The following is a 15,282-nucleotide window of genomic DNA, read 5'->3' as shown; positions in this document are numbered from 1 at the left end:
CCACGATGTCCATCTTCGCGAGCCAGTTCGACCGCGCTCGGGTCTACACGGGCCTGTACACCGGGCCGCCGGACGACACGACCTGGCGCACGCCGCGCGGCGCCGCCGACGGCGGCGGCTTCCGGGCCGCGACCATGGTTGCCGCGATGGCCGCGGGTGGGCTGGTCGCCGGCCTGGCCGCGACGGCGGCCATCGACGCGTTCTTCGACGGCGACTGGGGCGGGAGCCCCCATCCGGACGGCCATCCTGCTCCCGTGGCGGACGCGGCGGACCACGCCCATGCCGGACCCGACGGAGCGCCGACCCACGAGGCGAGCGGAGCCGCTTCCGCGAGCTCCGGTGGCGCGGACGCCGACGGGCACACCAACGCGTGGGGCACGAGCTGGGGGCAGGGCTGGGAGAACGGCTGGGACGCCGAGTCCAGCCACCGGCTGGCCACCGGGGGGCACGCGCAGGCCGCGGCCGGCGGCACCGCGGCGGACCATCTCCAGGGGGCCTCCGGCCAGGCCGCTCATCAGCTCTTCGCCGAGTCCACCGGGCCCGAGAGCGCCCACGACGGCCCGCACGGGGCAGGGCCGGGCCTGGCCGCGGCCCATACCGACCCGGAGCACCTGCACCTGACGAGTACCGAGAGCCCCGGCGACGACGGCTCCGGCCGCCACGACGGCTCCGGCTACGACGCCTTCGTCCACGACGGCTCGGGCTACGACGGCTCCGGCTACGACGACCACCACGCCGCCGACCAGCACGTGCTCACCGTCCACGAGGACGCCTGGACCCACGAGGCCGGACACGACGGCGGCCTGTCCGGCCACGACGGCGCGTCCTAACGGGTGGGTTGGCAGAACTGTGTCCGCGGGGTGACCCGCTCTACTCGAAGACTGTTCCGGGGCCAGCTGCGCGCGCACAGGCCGACCGATCGGGCAAAATCGCGGGCGGGAGGTCGGAATGCATCCGTTGATCGAGGCGAGGCGCGCAGAGATCGAGCGGCTCTGCCGCAGGCTCGACGTTCGCCGCCTCGACGTGTTCGGCTCCGTCGTCAGTAACGCGTTCGACCTCGACACCAGCGACGGGCCTTCGCGCTGCTCGCTCGCACCAGCCGCGCGGGAAAGGTGATTGCGAACTACGCCTCGGAGCGGTGCCCTGTGTCCGCGGCCCGCTGGCCGCGGGCCGCCGGGACGAGCGGAGCTACCCGGCTCGGCTGTGCGGGCACTTCACCACCCTTGGCGCCCACCGGCTGGGCCGCGTGGGCCCGTCCGGGATGGACGTTGATGAGAAGGCCCGCCGTCAGCGCGGCGAGCGCCAGGATCCCGGCCGCCCACGCGCTGGTGGTCGCGTAGCCGTGCACGGCCGCGTGGATGGTGTCGCCGCCGCGGTGGGACGCCAGGTAGCTCGTCGCCGCCGAGGCCGCGATCGTGTTCAGCAGGGCGGTCCCGATGGAGGCGCCGATCTGCTGCGACGTGGTCGACATGGCCGAGATGATGCCGACGTCATTCGGGTCGGCGTTACTGGTCGCGGTGCTGATGACCGGGACCATCGCGACGCCGAGACCGACGCCGAGCAGGATCTCCGTCGGCAGCACGTGGGTCGCGAACGACGCGTCGGGAGTCAGCCTCGTCAGCAGCGCGACGCCCACCGCCGCGGCCAGGAGACCGGGGACGATGAGCAGCCGGGTCGGGATGTAGGGCATGAGACGGCTGGCGAGCTGGGTCGAGGTGAGCCCGTTGAGCACCATCAGCGGCAGGAAGGCGATCCCGGTCCGCAGCGGCGAGTAGCCGTCGACCGCCTGGAACAGGTACGTGAGCGAGACGAAGGTGCCGAACATGGCCGTCATCGCCAGCAGGATCGTCAGGTACGCCCCGCTGCGGTTGCGGTCGCGCAGGACGCGCAGTGGCAGGAGCGGGTTCGGCCCGCGGCTCTGCCAGACGACGAAGCAGGCCAGCAGGACGACCGCGGCCGCGAGCGGGGTGAGGACGCCGCGCGAGCCCCAGCCGTCGGCCCCGGCCTCGCCAAGCCCGTAGACGAGCGCCACGAGACCGCCGCAGCCGAGCACCACGCCCGCGACGTCGAGCCGCACGCCCGACCGGCCGGCCGACTTCGGGATCACCGTGACGATACCGAAGATCACCAGGGCGGCGATCGGCAGGTTCACGTACAGGCACCAGCGCCAGTCCGCGTACTGGGTCAACAGGCCGCCGAGGATGAGGCCGAGGGCCGATCCGCCGATCGCGATCGTCGCGTAGATCCCGAACGCCCGGGCGCGTTCCCGGGGGTTGGTGAAGGTCGCCGAGAGCAGGGAGAGCACGGACGGGGCGAGCAGCGCGCCGCACAGCCCCTGCAGGCCGCGGGCGGCGATCAGCAGCACGGTGTCGGGTGCGGCACCGCCCAGCGCCGAGGCCAGCGCGAAGCCGACGACGCCGGTCATCAGCGTGCGCCGGGGCCCGAGCATGTCGCTGATCCGGCCACCGAGAAGGAGGAACCCGCCGAACGCCAGCGTGTACGCCGTGATGACCCACTGGCGTTGGGTGTCGGAGAACCCGAGCGCCCGCTGGGCCGACGGCAGGGCGATGATCATGATCGTCGAGTCGAGCACCACCATCAGCTGCGCGCAGGCGATGATGACGAGGACCGACCACTGGGCCTTCGTCGATCTCGCCGGCCGCGTCGTCAGCTCGTGCTCGGCAAGGCTGGTCACCCACGCACCCCTCTACGGCCAGGCGGCTCGACGATGAGGATTGATCCGCCAAGGTGGCAACCTATGCCACCATGGCAGAAGCCGCCAACGTGACGTGACGCAGCAGACGATCGGCTCTGAGCGCCAGACAGGAGTGGGTAATGACCGCCGGCGTAACGGAACGAAACAAGCTCCGGACGCGGCGGGAGATGGCCGAGGCTGCCGGCCGGCTCTTTCTGGAACGCGGCTACGACGCGACGACCGTGCAGGACATCGCCGACGCGGCCGGTGTCTCTCCGCGGACCTTCTTCCGCTATTTCCCGGCCAAGGAGGACGTCGTCACCGCCATCGCCAGCGCCTCGATGGACGACGTCATCGACCATCTTGGTGGGCGCGACGAGAACGAGACGCTGCGGGCGGCGCTGACCTCGGCGCTGCGGGCGGTCCTCGCTCCGATCCGCCGCGATCCCGACCGGGCGCGGGGCTTCCAGTTCCTGCTGCGGGAGACGCCGGCGCTTCGGGGCCGCTGGCTGGAGGAACGGCGCAAGAGCCGCGACCGGCTCGCCGACGCGTTGGCTCCCTGGTTCAGCGCCGACGTCGACCCAATGGCTTACCGTCTGGTCGCCGGCTCGGTGCTGCTGGTGATCGACGAGGTGATGAGCCGGTGGGCCGACAACCCGTCGCTTCCCGATCCGCTCGGCCTGCTCGACGAGGCTCTGGGCGTGCTGGGTGCACCGCTGATTCCCTGATCTCCGCCGGTGCGCGGACCAGTCCGGCTCGGTGGTCCGATGAGTTCGGCGCCGCGTCGAGGTCTGCACGGCAGCGCCGACGACCGGCGCACGCGGCTCAGCGGCCGCGACCCGGCTGGCGCCCTTGCCCCCAGGCTTGCGGCCCACCATCCCGGCGAACTGCCGCTCGGACATTCGCCGGCGATAAAGTGATCGCTAACATGTCAGGGCAAAAGTCGTCCGGGCGGACCCAGGCAGAGGCACCCAGGCAGGCACCGGATCAGACGCCGAGCCAGGCAGGATGGGCGCACGCGTGACCGGCGGTCAGCCGAGCCCGGGCCTCGGCGAGAGCGAGGCGGCGCTGCGGCCAGCCACGCGCCGCGCGCCGGGGATGACCGACGTCGCCCGGCTGGCCGGCGTCTCGCACCAGACGGTCTCCCGGGTGCTGAACGACCACCCGAACGTCAGGGAACAGACCCGGCTGCGGGTGCGCGCGGCGATGGAGCAGCTCGGGTACCGGCCGAACCGGGCCGCCCGGGCGCTGGTCACCGGCCGTTCCCACGTCGTTGGGATCGTCGCCCAGAACACCGCGCTTTACCGGCCGACCGCGGTGCTCGCGGCCATCGAGCGCGCGGTGAGCGCGGACGGGTTCGCCGTGGGCATCGCCAGCGTGCCGGTGCTCGACCGGCCGTCGATCATCGACGCCGTCGCCCGGCTGCTCGACCAGCGCGTGGCCGGGATCGTCGTGATCGCGCCGGTGGTCTCGGCGAACGAGGCGCTGGACGACGTTCCGGACGACGTGGCGATGGTGGTCATCGACGGTGACCCGGCCCGGCCGTCCCGGTTGGTGACCGTCGACCAGCGGCTGGGTGCGCGGCTGGCCACTCGGTGCCTGCTGGCGGCGGGGCACGAGACCGTCTGGCACGTGTCCGGCCCGGCGGACTGGTTCGACAGCGCCGGACGGGTGGAGAGCTGGCGCCAGGAGATGTGGATCCGCGGCCTGGAGGCGCTCGACAAGCCGCTCCTGCACCTGCACACCCAGGCCAACCAGGCGCTGCCCTGGGACAGCCTCGACATGGACTTCATGAACCTCAACCAGGCCGCGCACGGCGACCGGGAGTTCGGCTACATCCAGACCCGTCGCGCCCCAGCTGCGCGCCGGCGGACAGCGACATGAGTCGCTGCGCTACGCCGCCCGGGTCGAGGCCGGGCTGCGCGAGTTCCTCACCGCCGGCGGCTACCGCGCCTTCACCACGAACTTCGAGGACCTCGGCGGGCTGCGCCAGCTACCGGGCCTCGCGGTACAGCGGCTGATGGCGGACGGCTACGGCTTCGGCGGCGAGGGCGACTGGAAGACCGCCCTGCTGCTGCGGGCCGTCAAGGCGATGGGCGCCGGCCTGCCCGGCGGCACCTCGTTCATGGAGGACTACACCTACCACCTGGGCCCAGGGCCGCAGCGCATCCTCGGCGCCCACATGCTGGAGGTCTGCCCGACGATCGCGGCCGGCCGGCCGAGCGTCGAGATCCACCCGTTGAGCATCGGGGGGCGCGGACCCGGTCCGGCTGCGGTTCACCGCGGCGCCCGGGCCCGGCGTCGTGGTGGGGCTCTGCGACCTGGGCGACCGGTTCCGGCTGGTGGCCAACACCATCGAGGTCGTCGAGCCCGACCGCGCGCTGCCGAGGCTTCCGGTCGCCTGCGCGGTGTGGGCCCCGCGGCCGGACCTGCCCACGTCCGCGGAGTGCTGGCTGACCGCCGGCGGGCCGCACCACACCGTCCTGAGCACCGCGGTGGACGTCGACATGCTCGACATGTTCGCCAGCATGACGAGCGTCGAGCTGGCGCTCATCGACGGGGGCACCACCGTCCGCTCCTTCGTCGGGGACCTGCGGCTGAACGACCTGCACTTCAGCCTCGACCGCCGCCGCTAGCCGACGCCCCGCCCATCCCGCGCGAGGAGCGCCATTACCGCCACCACCGAGCCCGCCGCCGGGGACGCCTACGTCGTCGGCGTCGACTTCGGAACCCTGTCCGGCCGCGCCAGCGTGATCCGCGTCCGCGACGGCCACGAGCTGGCGACAGCGGTGCACGCCTACCCCGACGGCGTGCTCGACGCGCAGTTTCCAGGCGGCCGGGCGCTGCCGCCGGACTGGGCGCTGCAGAACCCGCGCGACTGGGTCGCGGTCCTCACGACGGCGGTCCCCGCGGCGGTGCGCGACGCGGGCGTCGACCCCGCCCGGGTCATCGGCGTCGGCACGGACTTCACCGCCTGCACCGTGCTCCCGACGACCGCGGCCGGCACCCCACTGTGCGAGCTGCCCCGTTATGCCGACCGGCCCCATGCCTGGCCGAAGCTGTGGAAGCACCATGCCGCCCAGCCGCACGCGGACCGGGTCAACGCCCTCGCCCACGAACGCGCCGAACCCTGGATCGCCCGCTATGGCGGCAAGATCTCCAGCGAGTGGCAGGTCGCCAAGGCGCTGCAGGTCCTGGAGGAGGACCCTGACGTCTACGCCGCGGCCGAACGCTGGATCGAGGCCGCCGACTGGATCGTCTGGCAGCTCACCGGCGTCGAGACCCGCAACGCCTGCACCGCAGGCTACAAAGGGATCTTCCAGGACGGCGCCTACCCGAGCCGGGACTTCTTCGCCGCCCTCAGCCCCGAATTCGCCGACTACGCGGACACCCGCCTGTCCACCCGCCTGCTCCCGCTCGGCGACCCGGCCGGATGCCTGGCCGCCCGCGCCGCCGGCTGGACCGGCCTGCCGGCCGGCACCGTCGTCGCGGCCGGCAACGTGGACGCCCACGTCAGCGCCCCCGCGGTGGGAGTCACCGAGCCCGGCCACCTGCTTGCCGTGATGGGCACGTCCACCTGCCATGTCATGTCCGCCGACACGCTCGCCGACGTGCCCGGGATGTGCGGCGTCGTCGACGGCGGCATCATCGTCGGCCGCTATGGCTACGAGGCCGGCCAGTCCGGCGTCGGCGACATCTTCGCCTGGTGGGCCGAGCACCACCTGCCCGACTCCTACCGCCACGCCGCGCGGGCCGCCGGGACCTCGGTGCACCAGCACCTCACCGCGCTGACCGCCGACGAGCCGGTCGGTGCCCACGGGCTGCTCGCCCTCGACTGGATGAACGGCAACCGGTCGATCCTCGTCGACCACACCCTCTCCGGAGTGATCGTCGGCCTGACCCCGGCGACCCGGCCCGAGCACGTCTACCGGGCGCTGCTGGAGGCCACCGCCTTCGGCACCCGGCGCATATGTCGAGCACCGCGGCCCGCGCACCACCGCGCGCGACCGTGGCCACCTGGTCGGCGAGCTCTGCCGCGTCGGTCGCCGGGTCGGCGGGCGCGCCGGTGGCGCTTGTGTGCAGCGGGCGCGCCGGCTGGTGTGGCCGGTACGGCCGGTGGCCGGACCGCGGGGACGGGACAGCCACTGCCGGAGCGTCCTCACTCATGACTCATGGCCGGCCCAGCGCCGTGAGCGTGGACAGTACGGAGACCGCGTGTTCCTGGACGCCCGCGACCGCGTACGTCCTGCGGACGACGCCCGCGGGATCGACCAGGCAGGACACCCGAAGCGGAAACGCGGCGTACTGGTCGTCCGGGTCACGCTCGACCCCGAAAAGGCGCCCCACGGCGTGGTCCACATCCGACAGCAGCGGGAACTCGAAGCCCTGCTCCTGTGCCCAGGTCCTGTTCTCCGTGGGAGTGTCGAAAGACAGGCCGACGATGAGGCAGCCGGCCGCCCGGAACTGCTCGGCGCGGTCGCGAAGCTCCTGGCCCTCGATCGTGCAGCCGGGCGACCCGGCCCTGGGATACCACCACAGCAGCACCCAGTGCCCCGCGAACGCCGTCGAGGAGACCGGCTCACCGTCCTGGTCCGGCAGCGTGAAGGCCGGAACGCGGGTACCCGGGTCGAGCATGGAGTGATGCTATGTCGCCGGGCACCGGGCCATCCGTGTCCGGTCTACCGGGCGCGTGAATACGCCGGCTGACCGCACGGTACGCCGATCCAGCCACGCATTCAGTCGGTCAGCCCGCTGGTCCGCGGGGTGTAGGTGACCAGGGTCTGCTGCGGCCGGTCCGCGACCTGGAGCACGACGTGTGAGTACTCCAGCGGGCCGAGGCGTGGATGGCGCAGCAGCTTCACGCCGCTGCCGATCGAGACGACGTCGTGCTCCAGCCACCACCGCCGCACGTGCGCGCTGTCGCGCTGAAGCTCGGCGACGAGGGCGGCGATGTTCGGTTCGTTCAGGTGCGCCGCGGTGGCCAGCCGGAACCGGCCGAGCATGGCGCGTGCCTCCCGTTCCCAGTCGAGGTAGACCCGCCTCGCCTCGCCGCCGCTGAACATCCACCGCACCAGGTTCCGGTCCTCGGGCGGGCGGGATTCCCAGTCGGTGAACAGCTCGCGCGCCGCGGGGTTCGACGCGAGGACATCCCAGCGGCGTCCCTTGACGATGGTCGGATGCGGATCGAGCCGCTGGACGAGGTCCACGACGTCCGCCGAGATCGTCTCGACCGGTGCTTCGGCCCGGCGCCCGGGCGCGCGGGGCGGCTGGGCGCTGGCCGGCCGGCCGTTCGCGAGCACATCGAGGTACTGGCGTTCCGCGGCGTTCAGCCGCAGCGCGCCCGCGAGGGCGTCGAGAACCTGCGCGGAGGGGCGGACCTGGCGGCCCTGTTCGAGGAAGGCGTAGTAGGTGGGCGACAGGTTCGCGAGCTGGGCGACCTCCTCGCGGCGCAGCCCGGGCGTGCGGCGTCGCACTCCCGGCGGCAGGCCCACGGCCGCGGGGCTGAGCCGGGCGCGCCGGGACCGCAGGAGATCACCCAACGTGACCGGGTCTCGGTCGGACTCCATGCGGGAAGCATAGTCACGCCGATGCTGGTAAAGGCGTGCTGTGGTTACGGCCGGGGGCGTTGCCGAGACTGGGCCGCATGGACATTCTTCGGGAGCGAATCGAGATTCCGGTGCCGGACGGCACCGCGATGGCCGGCTATCTCGCTCGGCCCGAGGGCGAGCCGGCGCCGGTCGGGGTGATCGTGGCCCACGAGCTGTTCGGGGTGAATCCGGATATCCGGTCCGTCGTCGACGAGATCGCCGCGGCCGGGCACGTGGTGGTCGCGCCCGAGTTCTACCACCGTGACGCCGAGGCGGGCTGTTTTTTGCCACGGGACGACGACGGGCGGCGCGAGGGTTTCGCCCTGTTGCACCGGCTGACCCGCGCCGACGCGATCGCCGACGTAAAGGCCACCATGACGGCGCTGACCGACCGTTACCTGGTCCGTGACGTCGCCATGGTGGGATTCAGCGCTGGCGGGCATCTTGCCTATCTGGCCGCGGCTACGCTTCCCATCTCCCGCACGGCCGTCCTGTATGGCGGCTGGATCCCGACCACCGAGATCCCGCTCAGCCGTCCCGAGCCCACCCTGGCGCTGACACCGAATATCACCGGCCAGCTGCTCTGTCTTTACGGCGGGAACGACTCGCTCATCGACGCCGACGAGCTGGAGAAGATCTCGACGGCGCTGCGCTCGAATGACGTGCGGCACGAGCTGGTTATCTACCCGGGAGTTGCGCATGCCTTCTTCTGGCCCGGTACGCCCGCCTTCGACGACGCCGCCCGCGACGACGCCATGAAAAGGATCCTCGCGCTGCTCGCTGACCGGTGAGGGCGGGGAATCCGCTCAGCAGGGCCCGAGACCCAGCAGGGTCCAGAACAGGAACAGCACGGTGGCGACGGGGCCGCACCGGGGCGCGGACCGGGGCGGCCCGGCGCTGACCGGGCCCGCGGACGGCCTCGGCCGGGCGGGCGCCGCGCCGCCGCCCGATCCGGTGCCCGCGCCGCCGGGTGCCGCCGCGGCGACCTGTTGGGCGAACGTCGGCGGGGCCGAGATCCCATCCGGGGCCGGGCCGCCGGCCGGCGGGACCGCGTCCACCGGCGCCGCGCTCGTGGCGTCCGCGGCCGGGGCGGTCTCGGCGGCCGAGGCAGCCGCGCTCGCGAAGCTGTCTGGCGGCGCCGTGCTGGCGTCCGTCCTGGCACCGCCGCTGTGGATGGTGGTGACCACGCTGACGACGATCAGCACGAGCACGAGCACCAGGCTCGTCACGACCGCCGAGCGCCACACGAACATGGCCCGCCGGTGCGCCGGGTCATCGTCCTCGTCGCGATGGCGACCGAACCTGGCCGCGGCGGGGATCACCCCGGCGGTGCCGGCCGCCCGCGGCACGAATGCCTCGTCGTGGCCGGCGACCTCGCCCTCCCAGTAGCCCATGACCTCCGGACGGTCGACGTCGTAAAGGTCGCCGTCGAAACGCCCAGTGCTGGGAGCCTCGGCGCGCAGGATGTCGACAGTGTCGGCCTCGCCTCGGCGAGCGCCGCCGTCTGACGCCTCGGTGGCCTCCGCGTCCGGTGACGGATCTTCCCATTGCCCCATGTGACCCCGCCCAGGTGCGGTCGCGAGAACCCATCGCGACGATCTGACCTGCGCGCCGACCACCGACCCGAACGCGCGCGGCGGTCGGGCTGGCCCCTCCCCAGGACCGGCGGCGAATACGAATCAGACAGTAACGACAAGACACCCAACGCGCCACAAAAGCGGATCAGGCTCGCGCAATCATGGGTGATGTGCGAGGGGCCGGCCACGCCGCGCGTCGGTGGAGCCGCCCAACCGCCGCCCTGCCCCCGCGAGACGCTGCGCGGATGGTCACCGATCACAGCGATGCTCGCCCGCGAACCAGCCGTCTCGGCGCCGCGGGCGAGCGTGGCGGGACGGGTCGGATATGGCGGCATATTCAGGCAGACTTGGCGGGTGGCGCAGGACGATCCGCATCGTTGGCTTGAGGACGTGCTCGGACAGGCCGCGCTCGCCTGGGTGCGGGACCGCAACGCGCGGACGTTCGCCGAGCTCACCCCGTCCGCCAGGTTCGCCGAGCTGCGCGACCAGCTGCGCGAGGTGCTCGACGCGGACGGCCGGATTCCCTACCCGGTCACGAGAGGCGAGTACCTCTACAACTTCTGGCGCGACGCAGCCCATCCGCGTGGCCTGTGGCGGCGCACCTCGTTCGGGTCGTACCGCGACGCCGCCCCGGACTGGGAGGTGGTCCTCGACGTCGACGCGCTCGCCGACCGGGAGGGCGAGAACTGGGTGTGGCACGGCGCGCGGGTGTCGCGCCCCGGCAACCGGCTGGCCCTCGTCGAGCTGTCCCGCGGCGGCGCGGACGCCACGGTCGTCCGCGAGTTCGACCTGGTCACGAAGTCCTTCGTGGCGGACGGCTTCGTCCTGGCCGAGGCCAAGAACGCGGCCAGCTGGATCGACGAGGGCCGGGTCTACGTCGGCACCGACTTCGGTCCGAGCTCGCTGACCACTTCCGGCTACCCGTCCGCAGGAACTTCTCGGTGCGGTAGAAGTCGACGTTCCGGTAGAAGAAGTCGCGGGTGAAGCCCTCGGTCGGGTCGTGGCGGGCGCCGACCGAGACATCCTCCGGCCTGCCTTCGAAGACGGTGACGGCGTCGTCGAGCGCGGTGCCGCGTCGCCATTCCCGGACGACCCGCACTCCAGCTTCTCGTTGCGGACCCGGCCGTAGAGCAGCCAGTCGCCACGGAACATCCCGTGCTCGTGGGGCGACTCGGCGATGTACGTACGCGGCCCGCCGGTCGTGCTCGGCATGAAGCGGATGCGCTCCAGGCCTTCCTTCAGGCCGGGGCCGGAGAGCGTCGGCGCCCGGAACAGGCCGGCGGCCAGCACCCGGGCCGTGTCATAGGCCAGGACCGGGATCGCGTTCGGCCACAGCGGCGGCGCCTCGCCGTAACGCGCGACATACCTTGGTGCGCGCGCTCGTCCGGCCGGCCTGACGGCCTGGGACGCCGGCGCAACCAGTCCGGCGGGATCAGCGTGGCGACGTGTTCGAGCTGGTCCTGCGTAGCGTGCGCGTCGCGGCTGCCCCGGAAGCCCTTCACGAACGGGTCGGCGCGAGACCGGTCCAGCACGGCCGGATCCCAGCCGTTGACGCGGCCTCCTTGGTGCTGAACCGCTCCGGGATGAACGCGGCCCCGATGCCGAGCCGCTCGGCCTGGCGCACCTCGCCAGCCGGGTCGCGCGGGGTCGCCCTGTGCCCCGCGAGCGCGTAGAAGCCCAGCTCCGTGAGGAGCTCGCCACCGCCGGTCTGCTGCGTCGTCATCCGCCCACCCTCCCGCACACACCACGGTCACGGGTAAGGTGCACATGTCGATATCGACGTCGACATAGATAGTAAGGACGGGCTATGGTTGGGTCAATCCAGCCAGGACGACCGCCGCCGCTCCTGTCAGGACGCCGCCACCCGCGATGGCCGGCACCGCGGCGCTCCCAGCCCCGCTCTTCGGTGCGCGCTCCGGCTGCGGCACCCCCGGCACGGAAGGTACGAGGTGGTCTCCACGTTCTCGCCCCCCGCCACGACCGGCCAGCCCTGGCCGCCCGGCCTCGGCGTGATCGACACGATGGTCGGGCTCCCCCAGGACCCGGCCGCGCTGTACCGGCAGATCCGGTCCTCCCTGCGTGACCGGCAGTCACGCGACGAGTTCGTGATGCCGGCGTCCTACATGTTCCACGACGTGCCGGCCAGCCACCTCCCGGACGACGAGGACCCGGTCGGGCTCGTCCTCGGCGAGCTGGACCGGCACGGCATCGAGACCGCGCTGATCAGCACGAGCGCGAACACCGAGGCCGCCGAGCGCGCGCTCACCGAGCACCCGGACCGGTTCGTCGGCTCGTGGACCTGCGACCCCAACCAGGGCATGGACGGGATTCGCGCCCTCGTCCGGGCGCACGAGCGGTGGGGCGTGCGAGCCGCCACCGTCTTCCCGCACGGCGGGTCGCCGCAGGTCGCCATCGACGCGCCGCTGATGTACCCGGTCTACGCCAAGTGCGTCGAGCTGGGGATCCCCATCTTCGTGACGGTCGGCATCGCCGGGCCCCGGGTGCCGTCGATGTGCCAGCGCGTCGAGCTGATCGACCAGGTCATGTACGACTTCCCCGAGCTGGTGTTCGTGATGCGCCACGGCGCCGAGCCGTGGACCGACCTGGCCGTGAAGCTCATGCTCAAGTGGCCGAACCTGTACTACTCGACCAGCGCGTTCTCCCCGCGCTACTACCCGGCGGCGATCCTCGACTACGCCAACACCCGGGGCGCGGACCGGATCCTCTACGGGGGCTACTTCCCGATGGGCCTCTCCCTCGACCGGATCATGACGGAGATGCGCCAGGTCCCGCTGAAGGACGACGTGTGGCCGAAGTTCCTGCGGGAGAACGCCGCGCGCGTCCTGGGCCTGGCCGCGACGCCATGAGCGGCGTCGCCACCGCCGGACACCCGGCGCCGCGCCCGCGCGGGCGCAGCGCCCTCGTCACCTCCTGAGGAAGGCCACGTGGACCTCGCTTTCACCCCAGAACAGGTCGAGCTGCGGCGGATGGTACGCGACTTCCTGGACAAGACCTCGCCCGAGACCGAGGTCAGGCGTCTCATGGAGACGGCCGCCGGCTACGACCCGGCCAGCTGGCACCAGCTGGCCGGCGAGATCGGCGTCGCGGGCCTGGCCGTGCCCGAGGAGTACGGCGGCGCCGGGTCTGGCTTCGCCGAGCTCGGGATCGTCCTCGAGGAGGCGGGCCGCTCGCTGCTGTGCGCGCCGCTGCTGTCGACCGTGGTCCTCGCCGCGTCCACACTGCTCGCGCTGGACGACACCCTGGCCTGCGCGGACTACCTTCCCGGGATCGCCGACGGCACGACCGTCGCCACGCTCGCCCTGACGGAGTCGTCCGACCACCCTGACGCGATCGCGGCCAGCGCGGCGCCACACGCGCACGGTTGGACGATCTCCGGCCGCAAGCCGAACGTCCTCGACGGGCAGACGGCGTCGCTGCTGCTCGTCGCCGCCCGCAGCGGCGCCGGCATCAGCCTGTTCGCGGTGGCCGGCGACGCCCCGGGGGTCCGCCGGGTGCCGCGGGCCGGCCTCGACCAGACCCGCCGGCAGGCCGACCTCGTCTTCGAGGCCGCCCCCGCCCGGCTGCTCGGCGCGGAGGGCGGCGCGTGGCCGGCGCTGCGGCAGGTGCTCGACCTCGCCGCCGTCGCCGTCGCCGTCGAGCAGGTCGGCGGGGCGGGGCGGGTGCTCGGCCTGGCCGTCGACTACGCCAAGATCCGCGTTCAGTTCGGCAGGCCGATCGGCTCCTTCCAGGCGATCAAGCACAAGCTCGCCGATCTGCACCTAGCCGTCGAGGCGGCGCGCTCGGCCGCCTACTACGGCGTGTGGGCGGCCGCCGAGAGCCCGCCCGAGCTGCCGGTCGCGGCCAGCCTCGCGAAGGCCAGCGCCGGCGACGCCTACGTCACCGCGGCCACCGAGAACATCCAGGTCCACGGCGGCATCGGGTTCACCTGGGAGCACCCCGCGCACCTGTACCTGAAGCGGGCGCACAGCTCACGCCAGCTGTTCGGCAACCCCGCGCACCACCGCCAGCGCCTCGCCCAGCACCTGCTCGCCGCACACGACTGGCCCGGCTGACGGACCCGCACCAGCGAACGGAGGAGCACCCGATGGCGACCCCAGCCGAGCCGGCAGGCCCCCAGGAAAGCCGCGCGCAGTTCCAGGCCCGGGTCCACGCGTGGTTCGCGGCCAACGCGCCCCGCAAGGGATCCGCGGCGGACTTCTCGGCCGTCCACATCGTCAGCGCGCGGACCCCCGAGCAGTTCCACGCCCACGAGCGGCATGCGATCGCCGTGACACGCGACTGGCAGCGCCGGCTGTTCGACGCGGGCCTGGCGGGACGGTCCTGGCCGGCCGACTGCGGCGGGCACGGCGCACCGGCCTGGCAGGACGACGTCGTCGCCGAGGAACAGGCGAAGTGGGGCGTCTCGACGAAGATGTTCGCGGTCGGCCTCGAAATGGTGCCCGCCGTGCTGTTCGGCCATGGCACCGCCGAGCAGCGGGCCACCTTCCTGCCGCCCATCGCGCGCGGTGAGCACAGCTGGTGCCAGCTGCTGTCCGAGCCCGGCGCCGGGTCCGACCTGGCCAGCGTCCAGACACGGGCGACCCCGGTGGAGGGCGGCTGGTCGGTCACCGGCCAGAAGGTGTGGACGTCGAACGCGGGCTGCAGCGAGTACGCGCTGCTGATCGCCCGCACCGGGCGCAAGGAGGACGGCCGCGCCGGCCTGTCCTGCTTCGCGATCAGGATGACCCAGCCGGGGGTCGAGATCCGCCCGCTGCGCCAGATCTCCGGCGCCTACCACTTCAACGAGGTCTTCCTCGACGACGCATTCATCCCCGAGAGCGGCCTGATCGGCAGGCCGGGCGACGGGTGGGCCGTGCTACGCACCATGCTCGCCAGCGAGCGCGCCGCGATCGGCGGCGGCACCAGCGCCCGGTCGGCCAACGACCTGGTCGGCCTGGCGAAGCGGCTCGGCCGCGCCGACGACCCTGTGGTGCGCGACCTGCTGGCCCAGGCGGCCATCCGGGAGCGGACCCTGGACCTGCTGCGCGCGCGGATCGCGGCCGGGCACCCGGTGGCGGCCGCCGGGCCGACGACGAAGCTGCTCTACTCCGAGCACGCCCGTCTGAGCGCCGACGCGGCGACCACGCTGCTCGGGATGGCCGCGACCGTCGTCGACGACGCCATGTCCGAGCCCTGGATCGAGCGGCTGCTGTTCGCCCCCGGGCTGCGCCTCGGCGGCGGCACCGACGAGATCCAGCGCAACACGATCGCCGAGCGCGGGCTCGGCCTCCCCCGCTGACGCGGCATCAGCGCGCAGACCGGGCCGCGGCCCGGCGCCGGAGGCCGGCCGTGAGATCTCGCCGGCGGACGTGCGCGGGAGGTCCTGGGCCGTCTCCAGGCCCTCCGGCGCCTTCTGGCTCCC

The 15,282-nt window shown here is 72.9% G+C and carries 15 protein-coding genes and 1 pseudogene; 11 read left to right on the top strand and 5 right to left on the bottom strand.

Annotated features, from left to right (window positions below; genetic code table 11):
- Positions 1 to 5: 5 nt before the first annotated feature.
- Both FRADC12_RS24555 and FRADC12_RS31725 read left to right on the top strand, forming a co-directional pair.
- A complete protein-coding gene (locus tag FRADC12_RS24555) occupies positions 6 to 830 on the top strand; it encodes a hypothetical protein (protein ID WP_045878398.1) in 825 nt (274 codons plus the stop codon).
- A 118-nt stretch (positions 831 to 948) separates the two neighbouring features.
- Positions 949 to 1,116, top strand: coding sequence for a hypothetical protein (locus tag FRADC12_RS31725; protein WP_157489014.1), 168 nt, complete (start codon positions 949 to 951; stop codon positions 1,114 to 1,116).
- 7 nt (positions 1,117 to 1,123) lie between these two features.
- Here FRADC12_RS31725 and FRADC12_RS24545 read toward each other — a convergent pair whose 3' ends face one another.
- Complete coding sequence (locus tag FRADC12_RS24545; RefSeq protein WP_045878397.1) at positions 1,124 to 2,695, bottom strand: MFS transporter; 1,572 nt, start codon at positions 2,693 to 2,695, stop codon at positions 1,124 to 1,126.
- A gap of 140 nt (positions 2,696 to 2,835) precedes the next feature.
- On the opposite strand from FRADC12_RS24545, the gene FRADC12_RS24540 reads away from it, so the two are divergent.
- The 4 genes and pseudogenes from FRADC12_RS24540 to araB all read left to right on the top strand — a co-directional run bounded on the left by FRADC12_RS24540 (position 2,836) and on the right by araB (position 6,864).
- Positions 2,836 to 3,423 carry a TetR/AcrR family transcriptional regulator gene (locus FRADC12_RS24540; protein ID WP_045878396.1) on the top strand — a complete coding sequence of 196 codons (588 nt, stop codon included), beginning with the start codon at positions 2,836 to 2,838 and terminating at the stop codon, positions 3,421 to 3,423.
- 292 nt (positions 3,424 to 3,715) lie between these two features.
- Complete coding sequence (locus FRADC12_RS24535; protein WP_232304011.1) at positions 3,716 to 4,579, top strand: LacI family DNA-binding transcriptional regulator; 864 nt, start codon at positions 3,716 to 3,718, stop codon at positions 4,577 to 4,579.
- Positions 4,554 to 5,331 (top strand): annotated as a pseudogene (locus FRADC12_RS35145) (L-arabinose isomerase family protein). Before FRADC12_RS24535 ends, FRADC12_RS35145 begins: the two are co-directional and overlap by 26 nt.
- A 33-nt stretch (positions 5,332 to 5,364) precedes the next feature.
- Positions 5,365 to 6,864 carry a ribulokinase gene (gene araB / locus FRADC12_RS24525; protein ID WP_255355258.1) on the top strand — a complete coding sequence of 500 codons (1,500 nt, stop codon included), beginning with the start codon at positions 5,365 to 5,367 and terminating at the stop codon, positions 6,862 to 6,864.
- Position 6,865: 1 nt separating this feature from the next.
- On the opposite strand, the gene FRADC12_RS24520 is transcribed toward araB, so the two are convergent.
- Positions 6,866 to 7,330 carry a peroxiredoxin gene (locus FRADC12_RS24520; protein ID WP_052711139.1) on the bottom strand — a complete coding sequence of 155 codons (465 nt, stop codon included), beginning with the start codon at positions 7,328 to 7,330 and terminating at the stop codon, positions 6,866 to 6,868.
- Positions 7,331 to 7,431: 101 nt separating this feature from the next.
- A complete protein-coding gene (locus tag FRADC12_RS24515; protein WP_045878395.1) occupies positions 7,432 to 8,262 on the bottom strand; it encodes a helix-turn-helix domain-containing protein in 831 nt (276 codons plus the stop codon).
- A gap of 77 nt (positions 8,263 to 8,339) precedes the next feature.
- On the opposite strand from FRADC12_RS24515, the gene FRADC12_RS24510 reads away from it, so the two are divergent.
- Positions 8,340 to 9,074, top strand: coding sequence for a dienelactone hydrolase family protein (locus FRADC12_RS24510; RefSeq protein WP_045878394.1), 735 nt, complete (start codon positions 8,340 to 8,342; stop codon positions 9,072 to 9,074).
- A 15-nt stretch (positions 9,075 to 9,089) separates the two neighbouring features.
- Here the strand turns inward: FRADC12_RS24510 and FRADC12_RS24505 are convergent, their stop codons facing one another.
- Positions 9,090 to 9,839, bottom strand: coding sequence for a hypothetical protein (locus FRADC12_RS24505; RefSeq protein ID WP_045878393.1), 750 nt, complete (start codon positions 9,837 to 9,839; stop codon positions 9,090 to 9,092).
- A 375-nt stretch (positions 9,840 to 10,214) separates the two neighbouring features.
- Between FRADC12_RS24505 and FRADC12_RS24500 the strand changes: the two genes are divergently transcribed.
- A complete protein-coding gene (locus FRADC12_RS24500; RefSeq protein WP_045878392.1) occupies positions 10,215 to 10,844 on the top strand; it encodes a prolyl oligopeptidase family protein in 630 nt (209 codons plus the stop codon).
- 514 nt (positions 10,845 to 11,358) lie between these two features.
- Here FRADC12_RS24500 and FRADC12_RS24495 read toward each other — a convergent pair.
- On the bottom strand, positions 11,359 to 11,583 hold the full coding sequence (locus tag FRADC12_RS24495; RefSeq protein WP_045878391.1) for a hypothetical protein: 225 nt from the start codon (positions 11,581 to 11,583) through the stop codon (positions 11,359 to 11,361).
- Positions 11,584 to 11,809: 226 nt separating this feature from the next.
- On the opposite strand from FRADC12_RS24495, the gene FRADC12_RS24490 reads away from it, so the two are divergent.
- The 3 genes from FRADC12_RS24490 to FRADC12_RS24480 all read left to right on the top strand — a co-directional run bounded on the left by FRADC12_RS24490 (position 11,810) and on the right by FRADC12_RS24480 (position 15,159).
- Positions 11,810 to 12,727 (top strand): amidohydrolase family protein, encoded by a 918-nt coding sequence (locus tag FRADC12_RS24490; protein ID WP_198153027.1) that lies wholly within the window; start codon positions 11,810 to 11,812, stop codon positions 12,725 to 12,727.
- 78 nt (positions 12,728 to 12,805) lie between these two features.
- Complete coding sequence (locus FRADC12_RS24485) at positions 12,806 to 13,933, top strand: acyl-CoA dehydrogenase family protein (RefSeq protein ID WP_045878390.1); 1,128 nt, start codon at positions 12,806 to 12,808, stop codon at positions 13,931 to 13,933.
- A gap of 32 nt (positions 13,934 to 13,965) precedes the next feature.
- Complete coding sequence (locus FRADC12_RS24480; RefSeq protein ID WP_045878389.1) at positions 13,966 to 15,159, top strand: acyl-CoA dehydrogenase family protein; 1,194 nt, start codon at positions 13,966 to 13,968, stop codon at positions 15,157 to 15,159.
- Positions 15,160 to 15,282: the final 123 nt, after the last annotated feature.

Origin of the sequence: Pseudofrankia sp. DC12 (assembly GCF_000966285.1) — a bacterium.
Classification (GTDB): domain Bacteria; phylum Actinomycetota; class Actinomycetes; order Frankiales; family Frankiaceae; genus Pseudofrankia.
The sequence above is the reverse complement of the archived record's forward strand: the minus strand, read 5'-3'. Positions and strand labels throughout refer to the sequence as shown.

What these genes read in the sequence shown, in the direction of transcription:
- FRADC12_RS24555 (WP_045878398.1), top strand. Translation starts at nt 6, where the DNA reads ATGTCCATCTTCGCGAGCCAGTTCGACCGCGCTCGGGTCTACACGGGC.
- FRADC12_RS31725 (WP_157489014.1), top strand. Translation starts at nt 949, where the DNA reads ATGCATCCGTTGATCGAGGCGAGGCGCGCAGAGATCGAGCGGCTCTGC.
- FRADC12_RS24540 (WP_045878396.1), top strand. Translation starts at nt 2,836, where the DNA reads ATGACCGCCGGCGTAACGGAACGAAACAAGCTCCGGACGCGGCGGGAG.
- FRADC12_RS24520 (WP_052711139.1), bottom strand. Translation starts at nt 7,330, where the DNA reads ATGCTCGACCCGGGTACCCGCGTTCCGGCCTTCACGCTGCCGGACCAG.
- FRADC12_RS24515 (WP_045878395.1), bottom strand. Translation starts at nt 8,262, where the DNA reads ATGGAGTCCGACCGAGACCCGGTCACGTTGGGTGATCTCCTGCGGTCC.
- FRADC12_RS24510 (WP_045878394.1), top strand. Translation starts at nt 8,340, where the DNA reads ATGGACATTCTTCGGGAGCGAATCGAGATTCCGGTGCCGGACGGCACC.
- FRADC12_RS24505 (WP_045878393.1), bottom strand. Translation starts at nt 9,839, where the DNA reads ATGGGGCAATGGGAAGATCCGTCACCGGACGCGGAGGCCACCGAGGCG.
- FRADC12_RS24495 (WP_045878391.1), bottom strand. Translation starts at nt 11,583, where the DNA reads ATGACGACGCAGCAGACCGGCGGTGGCGAGCTCCTCACGGAGCTGGGC.
- FRADC12_RS24480 (WP_045878389.1), top strand. Translation starts at nt 13,966, where the DNA reads ATGGCGACCCCAGCCGAGCCGGCAGGCCCCCAGGAAAGCCGCGCGCAG.